The organism is Emticicia sp. C21, assembly GCF_003418935.1.
Taxonomy (GTDB): domain Bacteria; phylum Bacteroidota; class Bacteroidia; order Cytophagales; family Spirosomataceae; genus Emticicia.
Genome location: NZ_QVMT01000013.1, coordinates 124176 through 137828, shown reverse-complemented (window position 1 = coordinate 137828; position 13653 = coordinate 124176). Strand labels below are relative to the sequence as shown.

Here is a 13653-nt window from a genome sequence, read left to right as displayed (position 1 = left end):
GGCTCTACCCTGGATAATGTGTTTCATTAAGTCGTATTAAACTAATTGTGGCGGCTGCCAGAGTAAGGATATATAGCTTGAGGTATCTTGAGTTTCGTAAGGGAATTTTACTTTGCCATAAAATACCTTAAAAACAGGGATTTGTGCAAAGTACGGTGAAATCATAAGCGTACCGCAACAGGCACAACTACAAAGAGGCGAACAGAAGTCTGAATCAACACCATGGCTTGCCTGAGAATCAGTATGACTACGAACAACGGTTTGAGCCTTTTCATCAACTTTCTCTGCCGTGTCATGACAAGGCATGCACGCCAGAAATAACAGATAAAAACTCAAAAATATGTTCGCAAACTGGTTCATGCAGCAAATGTAGGTAAGAAACCCGTGCAACAGGAGTGCAAGAAAAATATTTATTTTTTGAGCGAGATAATCGTCTGCCTGACTATTTAATAAACCAGTAAATACTAAAAACCCTTCTGAAATTATTCAAAAGGGTTTAAAGAGACTATCCAATCTTTTCAGCTTTAAAACTAAATCCTCCCGTTGAGCCATCAGGGTTTGGCCATTGCCATTTCCCTTCATAAGCAGTAAAATCTTCATTAAAAGTAGATTTACTATAATTGCCTGAGCCTCTATCGCCGAACCAATACCAAAAGGTATGACCTTCTATTTCGTAGGTGTAAGAAAAATTACTTCCGTCTATATCCATTAACCTCGACCGCAGTGATTGAGTGGCTTCGTTAAAACCAATATATTCTACCCCCTTATGCTTTTCTTGGCCTTGGGTGAGGTCAAAATGATGAATCAGAAAGAACCCACCCTCCATCCATTCATAATTAGACGTGGCTACCAAATTATCGTCACCTGTTATTTTCCATTTGCCAACCAGAGGTTGTAATTTTTTTAATTCTGGATAAGGAGTTTTTGGAAGTTTACCTGCCAGATCATTGTTATTTTCAATCATTGTCATTGTGTGATATGTGTTAGTTTGTAAGATTAACCAATTTCAACTAAAAGTGTTAAGATTAATTCCACACAAACAGGATTTTAAGTTAATCAAAGCAAAATAACCACAAAAAAAAACGCCACAAAATGCGGCGATTTTTTTGTTTAATACACGATGAATCTTACCCGTCGACATTAAGTAGAGTGTCGATTAGAGTAATAAAATTTTTAATATATAATTATCATATTATCTTGATTAATGCTACCTATTCTTACCTCTCATATCTCTTCGTATAGGTAATAAAGTATTACCAAAATACGTGCCAAAAATTATCGAGCGGTAGCATTTTTTTAAATATTTTTCAAATAACTAATCTACTATTTTAAAACCTCTACTTCGATTTTAGAATCTGAATAAACCTTATGGGTTGCCTTGATAAAGTCTGCTTCATCGGCTTTAAAAATGTTCGGTACAAATTTCTGAGGGTTGCGATCAATTAACGGGAACCAGGTGCTTTGTACCTGAATCTGTATTTTGTGCCCTTTCTTGAATGTATGTAATACATCCTGCAACTGGAAATTAATATCTGTTACCTTATTCGGCACAGTTGCTTCGGGTTTTTCAAAACTATTTCTGAATCTACCTCTCAATACTTCACTGCGTACCATTTGATGGTAATTAGCCATTAGCATTTTTTTATCAGGCATGTATGGGTGATTCGGTTCATTGGCAGGATACACATCTATCAGTTTTACTATCCAGTCAGCATCGCTTCCGGTAGTACTCACTTTCAGCTTGGCAAAAATCTCACCGCCTAAAGTAATATCATCTGTCAGCACATCTGTCTCAAATACCAACACATCAGGACGTCTGGCTGCAAAGCGTTGGTCTTCTGACATATAGGCAAATGGAGTGAAATTTGCCATAGAAGTTAAGTCTTCACTGTAAGGCACCGGCTTTTTAGGATCGCTTATATAAGTGCTGGCTGTTACTTTAGCAGATTTAGTCTGGGCAAGTTTGCCATCACTATTCAGATAAAAAGTCAGTTTCTGGGCAGAAGCCGATGGCCATTTGTCAAATTGTTTCCATTCTTTGTTTCCTGTATCAAATAAATAGGCATCAGGTAAACCTGTTTTTCCATCGCCTGGCCCTTTCAGGAAGTGGGTAAAAAACTGGGCTTCGATATTCTTCTGATAAAATGTAGCAATACTATCGCCAAAATATACATTGCTGTGCATAGTATGTCCTGTTTCAGCCGACCAGCGACCGTGTCCAAATGGACCCATTACTAAAGTGTTATAAGTGCCCGGATTATTCTTCTCAATTTTCTTGTAAACATTCAACGGGCCATATAAATCTTCCGCATCAAACCAACCACCTACGGTCATAACGGCGTGCTTTACGTTTTTTAAATGTGGTAAGATGCTTCTCTTTTGCCAGAATGAATCGTAATTTGGGTGTTCTACTGTTTCCTGCCAGTAAAAGTTGTCCTTATAATATTTATTAGCATTCTTCAACGGACCTAAATCCAACTGAAACTGATACCCATCTTTCATATCACTGATATTAATCATCTGATACCAGGCTTGCGTAGTTGGGCTTGAATGTTGCACACCAAAAACTGGGAATGTAAAAATATAAGCCTGTATGAAAGCACCATTATGATGAAAATCATCAAAGAAGAAATCACTTACCGGCGCTTGTGGAGAAGAAGCTTTTAAGGCCGGGTGAGCATCAACCGCACCAGCCACTGTATAAAAGCCCGGATAGGAGATACCCCATTGGCCAACTTTACCTGTATTATATTTCACATTGTTTAGTAACCATTCAATGGTATCATAGGTATCCGAGCTTTCATCAACCGGAGTTGAAGCCTCATTGCCCGGATTATTTGGAGTCATATTTGTCCATGTACCTTCCGACATCCAGCGACCTCTTACATCCTGATACACAAAAATATATTTGTCTTTCATTAAAAAGCTTGAAGGTCCAAGTCTTGTCGGATATTTACCTTCTCCGTAAGGCGCTACACTATAGCAGGTTCGCTGCATCATTATCGGATATTTAATCGTCTCAGATGCATTATTAGGTACATATACAGCTGTGTGCAATTTAGTACCGTCTCTCATTGGTATCTTGTACTCGTACTTGGTATAGTTTTGTTTGACAAAGTCGTTCTGTGCAATGGCCGCAAAAGAGACCAGCACGAAAAAGAGGATTTTTTTCATGAAGTGTTCGTTTAGAATTAAGAATAAGAGTAAAATCGGGGGCTAAGTTAGGCTAAAGGATGGTGATTTAATAAAAAGAGCACATAATTTTTAGATTATGTGCTCTTCATTTTCACTCACTTGAAATCAGAAAAAAATCGCTAACAAACAGATTGATGCAATAATAATTACTGAAATTACCTTTTTGGTTTTAGTGTAGGGTACCGCACGTGATGAGCGGTAGCTAAGATGTACCGATTGTCTCATGATTTCTAGAGATTACTTTAGTGTTTAGGATAGATTTGGAAACTCTTTACGACGAGGTAAAGTTAATATAAAACCAAAGTTTTTTCAAGTTAAATTAATATTAAAACTTGTACTTTTTTTTTATACTATTCTAATCACTTTGCAAAAACCGTTCCATAATGTATTTTTGCAGACTTTTCAATGAAATCACAAGTAAATGTTAAATAAAGATTCAATTTTACGTATAGCCCTTCAGAAATCCGGCAGGTTAAGTGAAGACTCATTTGGACTTTTCAAAGAATGTGGAATTAAATTCGAGAGTGGTACAGGCAAACTCAAAACCTCTTCCTCTAACTTTCCTGCAGAGTTCCTTTTTTTAAGAGATGATGATATTCCGGGCTATGTTGAAGACGGTGTAGCCGACATCGGTATTGTAGGTGAAAATGTATTTGTGGAGTCAAACCGCAAGGCAGATGTAACCTATCGCTTAGGCTTCTCAAAATGCCGCTTATCTATCGCCGTTCCTCGAGGAGTAGAATACAATGGAGTAGAAGATTTTAATGGCAAAAGTATCGCTACCTCTTATCCACGCATTTTGGGTAACTTCTTAAAAAGCAAAGGAGTAAAAGCAGAAATACATGAAATTAGTGGTTCAGTTGAAATTGCGCCAAGTATTGGCCTGGCAGAAGGCGTTTGCGATATTGTAAGCTCAGGTAGTACACTGCTAAGCAATGGTCTGAAAGAGGTAGAGGCTATCTTCAAATCTGAGGCCATTCTGATTACCAATAAAAAATTAAGCAAGGAAAAGCACGAAACACTTAATAAATTGTTATTCAGAGTAAGAGCCGTGCAAACAGCTCAGAATTACAAGTATATTCTGTTGAATGCGCCCAACGAAAAGCTGAACGATATTATCAATATGATTCCGGGTATGAAGAGCCCAACCATCGTGCCTTTGGCTATGCCGGGTTGGAGTTCAATTCATTCGGTACTAGAAGAAAATCAGTTCTGGGAAAACATTGAAGCAATTCGTGGCGCAGGAGCAGAGGGCATTCTTGTAATTCCTATCGAGAAAATGATTTATTAATAGAATCTAAACCAACCTACCATGACTACCTACGATACTTCCGCTGATGCCATCAACGCTTTAGTGAGCCAGGGCTATAATCATAATTTTAATCTGAAAGAAGAAGTATTGTATTGCCATACCAATGATACCAGTCTGCAACCCGATGAGTTTCAGATTGATAAAGTGTATCGTTTTGAGGGAGAAACCGACCCTGACGATGAAGTAGTGGTATATGCTATATCTTCCCATCGGTAAATGTAAAAGGTGTTTTAGTAAATGCGTATGGTGTATATGCCGAAAGTGTATCAGCACAATTGGTCGAAAAACTGAAAATTATTCGTTAAATGAAAATAGTTTCTTTTCCTCCACGCACTGAGTGGAAACAATTATTGGCACGACCCGTGCAGGAAATGGCAGATATTGAGCAGAAAGTACAGCCTATTTTAGCAAAAGTAAAAGCCGAAGGAGACAAAGCCTTGAAGGAGTTTGCTTTAAAATTCGACAAAGTCGAATTAGAGACCATTCAGGTATCACAAGCTGAAATTGACGCAGCAGAGCAACAACTATCAGAAGATTTAAGAACAGCTATTAAACAGGCTTACAATAATATTTATACATTTCATGCGGCACAAAAGCAGGAGCCACAGGTAATTGAAACCATGCCAGGTATTAAATGTTGGAGAAAAAGCGTTGGCATTCAGAAAGTAGGTTTTTATATTCCAGGCGGAACAGCTCCATTATTTTCGACAGTATTGATGTTAGGTGTCCCTGCACAAATTGCAGACTGTCAGGAGGTAGTTTTGTGTTCACCTAGCAATCACCCAGCTATTTATTATGCTGCCAAACTGGTAGGTGTTACACAGGTTTTCAGAGTAGGAGGCGCGCAGGCCATTGCTGCGATGGCTTATGGAACAGAAACGATTCCACAAGTATATAAGATATTCGGACCTGGCAACCAGTATGTGACTGCCGCTAAACAATTATTATGCAAAGAAGGTGTAGCTATTGATATGCCCGCGGGGCCGTCAGAAGTAGCGGTAATGGCTGATGACACCGCTATCCCGGCTTTTGTAGCGTCTGATTTACTATCACAGGCTGAGCATGGAGCTGATAGTCAGGTGCTATTAGTCACAACCAGTAAAAAACTGGTTTCTGCGGTTAATCTGGCTGTTTCAGGGCAATTAAATCGCTTGCCAAGAAAAGACTTAGCGACCCAGGCAATTGAAAACTCAAAAATGATTTTACTAGAAAGTGAAAAAGAGTGCATTGATTTATTGAATGAGTATGCACCTGAACACTTAATCTTATCAGTGAATAATTATTCAGAAGTGGCCGAAAAAATAGTGAACGCCGGCTCGGTATTCTTAGGCAACTATACCCCTGAATCTTGTGGAGATTATGCTTCGGGTACGAATCATACCTTACCTACCAACGGTTATGCCCGTGCCTATAGTGGTGTTTCACTAGATAGCTTCGTGAAAAAGATAACCTTTCAGGAAATTTCAAAAGAAGGTATCAGAAATATCAGCAAGACAGTTGAACTGATGGCTGAGGCTGAGTCTTTAGAGGCGCATAAACGTGCGGTGACGCTTAGAGTTGAAAGTTTATCAGAAACGAAATCTTCGGTTTATCATTAATTCATCTCCAATTATATCTGTTATTTTATGAAGAAAATCCTTTTTTTCTTATTAAGTGTTGTATACTCTTATGTTTTTGCACAAGAGAAAGTCACTGCCATCAAAGCAGGTAAACTATTTGATAGTGAAAAAGGAATATTTTTAGAAAATCAGGTGATTCTGATAAAAGATAATCTGATAAGTGAGGTAGGAAATAATGTAAAAATTCCGTTGAATGCACAGCTAATAGATTTAAGTAAGAAAACGGTATTACCGGGTTTAATCGATTGCCATACCCATATTACTTTCCAACCTGAGAATTATATGGAAGATTTATTCCGTAAATCTCCGATTGATGTAGCCGTTACTGCCCACATTTATGCTAAACGTACTTTACAGGCAGGTTTCACTACTTGCCGTGATGTCGGTGCCAGTGAGTTCATTGATATATCTCTACGCAATGCCATTAATTCTAGTAAAGTAGAGGGACCAAGATTATACGTAGCCGGATTTTTCATCGGTGCAACCGGAAGCCACGGAGATTTAACAGGTTTTTCTCCATATGTACATTTTCAACAAGAGACAGGTGTAGCCGATGGAGTAGATGGTGTAAGGAAGATGGTGCGTAAAAATATTAAATACGGTGCTGACTTAATCAAATTCGGAGCAACAGCGGGTGTATTAACTGAAGAAGAATCAGTAGGAGCGCCGCAATACTCACAAGAAGAAATGAATGCGATTGTGGAGGAAGCCAAATTGTGGGGCAAAAAAGTGGCCGCCCATGCGCATGGTGCAGAAGGAATTAATATGGCCGTAAAAGCAGGAGTCTCGTCAATTGAACACGGAAGTTTTTTGAATGATGAAGGCATACGCTTAATGAAAGAAAAAGGAACTTATCTGGTAGCTGATATTTATAATGACGATTATATCTTATCGGAATATTCTAAAATGGGTGTTCCTCAAAAAATAATTGATAAAGAGAAACTGGTAGGCAGAACCCAGAGAGAGAATTTTCAGAAGGCCGTCAAAGCAGGCGTAAAAGTAGCTTATGGTACCGATTCTGGTGTATATCCGCATGGTGATAATGCCAAACAATTCTTTTATATGGTTAAATATGGTCTTACGCCTGTACAGGCTATCCAGGCAGCGACTATCAATGCTGCGGACTTAATAGGAATTAAGGACAAAGCAGGTTCTATTGCAATAGGGAAATGGGCTGATATTGTTGCCATTGATGGAGACCCACAACAAGATATTACATTGATTGAAAAGAAATTGACTTTCGTCATGAAAGATGGTAAGGTTTATAAAAATCAGTAAGAAATATTTCAAATAAAAAAGTGCCTGACAGAATTTCCAGATAGGCACTTTTTATTTAAAACTCTCCTATCAACCATTCCACCAGATTCTCTTCTGTTTCAAGATTTAGTTTTTTCCTGAGCCTGTAACGTTTCAATTCAACACTGCGAAAGGTGATATTTAATAATTGAGCAATTTCTTTAGACGAAAGATTCATGCGAAGATAGGCAGACAACCTTAAGTCTCCGGGTGATAAATCAGGATAACGCTCCAAGAGCTTCTTAAAAAACTCTTCATGCACCCGATTGAAATTCTGTTCAAATACTTGCCAATCATGCCCTGATGAAATATTATTATCAATCAACTTAATAATATGATTTAAAGATCCTGCTTTCGTATGGCTTTCTAATTCCTGACTTTCAGTTTTAAGTTGTTGTAATAATTCATTCTTTTTAATCAATTGCATGGTCGAATTTGCCAGCTCCTCTGATTTTCTGATAATGTCCTGTTCTAATTGTTGATTTCTTAGGGTTACTATTTCCTGCTTACTTTTCTCTTGTTGCCTTTTCAATTCTTCTTCTTTCTCTTGGACCAGCTTCTTATTTTGTTCTTTCAATCTTTTCAAGTGCAGTTTATAGAGATAATAGTATATGCTGATGAATAGAATTAAATACAATGCCTTACTCCAGGGATTCCAGTACCATGGGTCTTTAATTACAAAGTGAAGTACGGTCTCTGTATCACTTGTATTAGTGCGTAAATGCAGTATATAAGAGCCGGGAGATAAATTATTAAACTCTTTTTCATAATTCTCAGAAAACTCAGACCAACGTGTCATATTATTTTCTAACCAATAACTGAATCTGACCGAAGATGAATAATCGGAAGAACTAAAGGTAAATTGTAGTGTATTCTGGTTATACTTAAATTCCAGATTTTGCCTGGAATCGTTTTTTGTAAAATACTGATTTAAATCTGGTTGGTTTTCAACTTTTACGCTTCTGATGATTGGCTTCTTTCCTTTTAATCCTAAGAGATTTGGAATACTATTCCGTTCAAGAATAGTAAAGCCGTTTTCTTTGCAAAAGAAAAAAGTTGAGCCAAAGACTTTTAAGTTTTCATAATCACTTACCCATGTATCTTTCTTAAGAGGCAATTCCAGCCAGACACTTTGTGGTGAAATGCTGCCAAAAGAACCATTGGTTTTCAGATACCACTGCTCGCTATCACTGATAGGGAATATGTTTTGCATATTCGTATATTCTTTCAATGACTCTACAGGCTGAAAAGACTGGCTTTTATTGTCATATTCTAAAACCCCCTTATCTGTTGTAACTACAATTTTGTCCCTAACTTTTGTTAGGTTTTTTGGAATAAAATCCTGCTTGATGGCTACATATTTATCCGCCTTTCTTAAATCGCCAGAAAGTTGCATTTTATAAATGCCATTGTTTAAGGTATTGATAAAAATCTCTCCCTTCTCATTTTCTTCGAGTTGCTTAACTGGTGCGGAAAAATTGTCTATGGTATGAGAGAAAGCCCATTTGCCCGATTTATCCTTTTCATAAATACAGAGTTTGGTATAAGTGCCTTGTATGAGATGATTAGGATAATTCTTTAACGATTTTATCACTAATCCTCCTGTAATGATAGAAATAGGAGTTGCCTTCAGGTTATCGATTCTGAATGTGCCATTGTTGTGGCCACAAAGCAATTGGTTATCAATTACCTCTAAATCCCAGGTCTGGCTTTGGGTATTTGGCACAAGACTGAATTGTTTATTAGGTTTAATTACTGAAGTATAAAACACTCCATGATTAGTTGCCAGATATAAGTTATTTTGAAAAATTGCGGCATCGAAAACCGTACCCAATTCTCCCTCAATATCTTCAAAATACTTAAAAGGAGAGCTTAGAGCTATCATAGCAATGCCTTTATCCAATCCTAACCATACATTACCATTTTCATCGCTTTTTAATGAAAGGACTGTATTATTCTGTAAACCATTTTTTTGGTTGAAGTAGTTAGTGATATTTCCTTGGGCATCAGTTATGATAACTCCGTTTAGTATTGTCCCGAATACATAGCCACCATTATTAAGCCTTACTCCTGTATTTAATTGATTTTGTTGAACAAACTGCTGCAATTGCTGATTGAAAGGTTTAAAAGAGCTACCATCATATTTGTATAAGCCTTTGTTAGTACCAATCAGAAAACTTGAAACCTCTCTATCAGGGAGAATGGTATGTACCAATTCATTTCTTAGAAATTCGCTATTCTGTATAAAAATAAATTGATTATTAATAATTTCGTAAAGCCCTTTATCAAGTACTTCCAGAAAGTATCTACCATTCACATCAAATGCAAAGAGGATGTTACCGGGAGTCGGTAGTTTCTTTACAGCATTATTCTGCAAAATGTACATATAGGCAAACGATTGGAAAATGATGCCGTTTGAAGTTTCAACAATATGCCAGATTTCTTCCTGACTAAACTGACTCTCTTTGATCAATGATTTTAGTGAATGGTAAGTTAGACTACCGTTGGCTGATTTCTCCCAATAACCAAATTCTCCCAAAGCACCTGTATAAATTCTTCCTGTTTTGTCACACGCTACTGAACGTACAATTTGCTTGGCAGGTAATTCATAAGTGGTCCATTGCGTTCCATCAAATTCCAGTAGTCCTTTCGAATTAGCAAAATACATAAATTGGGTAATAGGGTTCTGTGTAATCCCCCAGTTTTGCCGATGAGCCTTATAAGTCTGATGCGAGTAATTAAATAAGTCAGGCTGACATAAATCAGCAAGCCTTTGTGAATAAGATTCACCCCAAAGCAGCAGTAGTATAAATGACCGAAAGAAAAGATTCAATTTTTTAGCTAACATCTTTATGATGTGTCAGTTTTTATACATGATGTGGTAAAAGTAACTAAAAAACGTAGAAAATAAGTAAAATGATGTAGTATTGATGTGGCAATTTTTTAGGATAATGAAATTAAAAACCTGTACTTTGCGTCAGATAAATCAAATAAAATCTTTGTTTATTTCAATAAATCAGATTTTTTAAACATTAATACTTTATAGATAGTTAATTAGTATTCTTCCGATGTTCGTTGGTTAAACACAGAGAATGATGTGCTAACCCAATCGCTTCTCTGGTTTTTTGTAGCGCTTATTTCATGTTAAAGAACACAACAAAACAATTTCTTACATTCGTTAATTACCGTATGAATAAAAATTCTCTCATCAAATCTATGAAAGGAGGCTTGGTTATTTTCCTCTTTTTGTTTAGCTGTTCCATTACTTTTGCCCAGACTAAAATTTCAGGAAAAGTTATTGACCAGAAAACAAAAGAAGGCATTCCCGGGGCTTCTGTCAGAATTAAAGATACTAATTCCGGAGCCGTGGCAGACTTCGAGGGAAACTTCAGTATCAATGCATTGCCTAATGCCACTTTAGTTGTTTCTTTTATTGGTTATACTAATAAAGAAGTAGCAGTAAATAATCAGACAACCTTAACTATCGGGCTTGAAGAATCAGCCAATGAATTGGAGCAGGTTGTAGTAATAGGATATGGTGCACAGCGTAAGGTAGATGTAACCGGGGCGACATCAAGTGTGAAAGGAGAAGAATTAGCCAGACAACCTGTTATGACCCCAACTCAGGCCATTCAAGGTAAGGTTGCTGGGGTTCAGATTATAAGTAGTGGCCGTCCGGGTAGTTCACCAAATATTCGTATTCGTGGTACAGGAACAGCCTTAGCCGGTACAGCAACTCTTTTTGTGGTTGATGGTGTATTAACAGATGATATCAGCAATATCAATACAGCAGATATTACCAATGTTGATATCTTAAAAGATGCTTCTGCTACCGCTATTTATGGTTCTCGTGGAGCAAATGGTGTAGTAATTATTACGACCAAAAAAGGTGTGGCCGGAAAGATGGCAGTTAATTATAATGTACAGGCAGGTATGCGTTCGGCAGCAAATCTGGTGAAGATGGCTAATGCCGCAGAATATGCCAACTATGTGAGTGCTGCTAGCGGTGGACAACCGTTTCCTGCCGGAACAGTTTCAACAGATTGGTATGGGCAGATTCTGAGAGAAGCATTTATGCAGAATCATAATTTATCTATTTCAGGTGGTACTGATAAGTCAAAACATTATTTGAGTCTTGGATATCTGGGTGATGAAGGGATTATTATCAAGAATAATTTCAGACGCTTCACTGCACGCCTGAATGATGATTTTACACTTCATGAAAAACTGAGAGTGGGTATTGCCACCTCTTTCTCAAATAGCCGTGATCAGAACGTGAATCTGAATGCTGCCTATAACAATGCATATAGAGCTTCACCTACCATTGAAGCCATGAAAGATGGTAAATATGGGAATACTTCCCTCTTTCAGAATGTAGGAAATGCAGTGTTAGATATTAATAATAATGATGACTATGCTGTTATAAATCGTTTGCAATCATCTGCTTATCTTGAATCTAATCCCATTAAATCGTTGACGTTCCGCAGCAGCATTGGGGGAGATGCAAATTACAGAAATGCCCGTGAATATAATTATCAGTTTAATAATGACCAGACCACTTTTATTCTGGCTGGTGGAAATCAACGTAATCCAAATAGTAATCTGACAGTTACCAATGAAAATATCTTCCGCTGGGTATGGGATAATACGCTTACTTATAACCAGACATTCGGAAAGCATACTTTAGGGGTAATGGTGGGGACAACTGCTGAGCAATATAGCCAGAGTAAATTTTCTGCATTCCGAAGAGACGTACCTGCTTCCAAAAACCTTTGGTATATCAACACTGGTAATGCCAATACTTCAACTAATAGCGGAGAGGGGGACAGATGGGCAAGAAATTCTTATATCAGTCGTTTAAATTATAACTTTAACGATAAGTACCTTTTCACAGCAACTATGCGTGCAGATGGTAGTTCAAGATTTCCTGTTAATAATCGTTGGGGTTATTTTCCTTCGTTCGGTGCAGGTTGGGTTTTGACGAATGAAGAATTTTTGAAAGGACAATCGATATTCCAGACTATTAAGCTTCGCGCAAGCTGGGGTCGTGTAGGTAATGACCGTATCAGTTCTGATGGGTATATCGTAACCGTTGAGCCAAACCTTGCTTATCCGTTTGGTGGTGGTGTCGCTACACCTGGTTCAGCCATTACCCAAATCAAAGACCCGAATCTGAAATGGGAAACGACCGAAGAAGCAGATTTAGGTTTAGAATTTAGTGCGTTGAACGGCAAATTGCAAGGAGAATTAGGGTTTTATGACAAAAAATCGCATAACCTCTTAATCAATGTAAAAGTGCCATCAGTAACCGGAGATAAAGATGGGGTTGTATTAACTAATGCTGCTTCCATCAGAAATACAGGTTTTGAAACGGCCTTGAATTGGAGAGATAAGATTAATGATGATATGAGTTATCGTATTGGTGGAAATATCACTTTCAATAAAAACACAGTAATTGGTCTGAATGGAGGTCAACCGATTATTGATGGTGGTATTGGGGCTGGACAACAGTATACTACCAAAACTGATAACGGACAACCTGTGGGTAGCTTCTATGTTTTACAGGTATTAGGCGTTTTCCAGACCGATGATGAAGTTGCTGCTTATAAAGGTACAAACGGACAAGCAATTCAACCAAATGCATCTGCCGGAGATTTCAAGTATCAGGATACAAACGGTGATGGAAAAATTGATGACAACGACCGTGTATTTGTTGGCTCATATCAACCTAAAGCTTATTTCGGTCTGAATTTAGGATTTACCTATAAAGATTTTGATTTAAGCGTAGATGCTTACGGTAACTTCGGCAATAAGGTTTATAATGGTAAACGCGCATTCAGACAAGGATTATATGATAACGTGGAAGCATCTATGGCTTATGGACGTTGGTCAAGAGGAAGTGGAGTAAATGACGAACCTGCAGCTAACTCAGGCAATCTGCCAGCCTCTACCTATTTCGTTGAGTCAGGTGATTTTATCCGTATCAATAATATTGCCTTAGGTTATAACATTTCATCAACACTTCTCAACAAACTAAAAATTGCTTCTGCCAGAGTGTATGTAACGGCACAAAACTATTTCACATTTAAAAAATACTCAGGATTTACGCCTGAATTGCCTGGTGACCCAACAAAAGCGGGGATTGAATTGAATGCGTATCCAACAGCTAAAACATTAGCGGTTGGACTGAATGTAGGGTTTTAATCAACACAAGACTTTTAATTATGAAAT

9 protein-coding genes are annotated in these 13653 nt (G+C 37.6%); 5 read left to right on the top strand and 4 right to left on the bottom strand.

The features are described 5' to 3' along the window. Positions 1-36: 36 nt before the first annotated feature. The 3 genes from D0T08_RS23180 to D0T08_RS23170 all read right to left on the bottom strand — a co-directional run bounded on the left by D0T08_RS23180 (position 37) and on the right by D0T08_RS23170 (position 3174). Positions 37-360 (bottom strand): DUF6660 family protein, encoded by a 324-nt coding sequence (locus D0T08_RS23180; RefSeq protein ID WP_116985138.1) that lies wholly within the window; start codon positions 358-360, stop codon positions 37-39. 145 nt (positions 361-505) lie between these two features. After that, positions 506-970 carry a hypothetical protein gene (locus D0T08_RS23175; RefSeq protein ID WP_116985137.1) on the bottom strand — a complete coding sequence of 155 codons (465 nt, stop codon included), beginning with the start codon at positions 968-970 and terminating at the stop codon, positions 506-508. 353 nt (positions 971-1323) lie between these two features. After that, complete coding sequence (locus D0T08_RS23170) at positions 1324-3174, bottom strand: CocE/NonD family hydrolase (protein WP_116985136.1); 1851 nt, start codon at positions 3172-3174, stop codon at positions 1324-1326. A 442-nt stretch (positions 3175-3616) separates the two neighbouring features. Between D0T08_RS23170 and hisG the strand changes: the two genes are divergently transcribed. The 4 genes from hisG (at position 3617) to D0T08_RS23150 (ending at position 7404) form a co-directional block, all read left to right on the top strand. Then, positions 3617-4486, top strand: a complete 870-nt coding sequence (gene hisG / locus D0T08_RS23165; RefSeq protein ID WP_116985135.1) for an ATP phosphoribosyltransferase — start codon at positions 3617-3619, stop codon at positions 4484-4486. Positions 4487-4507: 21 nt separating this feature from the next. Then, entirely contained in the window at positions 4508-4723 is a 216-nt protein-coding gene (locus D0T08_RS23160; protein ID WP_199538210.1) for a phosphoribosylpyrophosphate synthetase, read from the top strand. A gap of 89 nt (positions 4724-4812) precedes the next feature. Beyond that, positions 4813-6105, top strand: coding sequence for a histidinol dehydrogenase (gene hisD / locus D0T08_RS23155; protein ID WP_116985134.1), 1293 nt, complete (start codon positions 4813-4815; stop codon positions 6103-6105). Positions 6106-6132: 27 nt separating this feature from the next. Next, complete coding sequence (locus tag D0T08_RS23150) at positions 6133-7404, top strand: amidohydrolase family protein (RefSeq protein ID WP_116985133.1); 1272 nt, start codon at positions 6133-6135, stop codon at positions 7402-7404. A 55-nt stretch (positions 7405-7459) separates the two neighbouring features. On the opposite strand, the gene D0T08_RS23145 is transcribed toward D0T08_RS23150, so the two are convergent. Beyond that, the gene (locus tag D0T08_RS23145; RefSeq protein ID WP_116985132.1) at positions 7460-10270 is read right to left on the bottom strand and encodes a hypothetical protein; all 2811 of its coding nucleotides are present in this window, start codon (positions 10268-10270) and stop codon (positions 7460-7462) included. A 368-nt stretch (positions 10271-10638) separates the two neighbouring features. On the opposite strand from D0T08_RS23145, the gene D0T08_RS23140 reads away from it, so the two are divergent. After that, a complete protein-coding gene (locus D0T08_RS23140; RefSeq protein ID WP_116985167.1) occupies positions 10639-13626 on the top strand; it encodes a TonB-dependent receptor in 2988 nt (995 codons plus the stop codon). The last annotated feature ends 27 nt before the right edge of the window (positions 13627-13653 follow it).

What these genes read in the sequence shown, in the direction of transcription:
- D0T08_RS23170 (WP_116985136.1), bottom strand. Translation starts at nt 3,174, where the DNA reads ATGAAAAAAATCCTCTTTTTCGTGCTGGTCTCTTTTGCGGCCATTGCA.
- D0T08_RS23160 (WP_199538210.1), top strand. Translation starts at nt 4,508, where the DNA reads ATGACTACCTACGATACTTCCGCTGATGCCATCAACGCTTTAGTGAGC.
- D0T08_RS23180 (WP_116985138.1), bottom strand. Translation starts at nt 360, where the DNA reads ATGAACCAGTTTGCGAACATATTTTTGAGTTTTTATCTGTTATTTCTG.
- D0T08_RS23140 (WP_116985167.1), top strand. Translation starts at nt 10,639, where the DNA reads ATGAAAGGAGGCTTGGTTATTTTCCTCTTTTTGTTTAGCTGTTCCATT.
- D0T08_RS23175 (WP_116985137.1), bottom strand. Translation starts at nt 970, where the DNA reads ATGACAATGATTGAAAATAACAATGATCTGGCAGGTAAACTTCCAAAA.
- D0T08_RS23150 (WP_116985133.1), top strand. Translation starts at nt 6,133, where the DNA reads ATGAAGAAAATCCTTTTTTTCTTATTAAGTGTTGTATACTCTTATGTT.
- hisG (WP_116985135.1), top strand. Translation starts at nt 3,617, where the DNA reads ATGTTAAATAAAGATTCAATTTTACGTATAGCCCTTCAGAAATCCGGC.
- D0T08_RS23145 (WP_116985132.1), bottom strand. Translation starts at nt 10,270, where the DNA reads ATGTTAGCTAAAAAATTGAATCTTTTCTTTCGGTCATTTATACTACTG.
- hisD (WP_116985134.1), top strand. Translation starts at nt 4,813, where the DNA reads ATGAAAATAGTTTCTTTTCCTCCACGCACTGAGTGGAAACAATTATTG.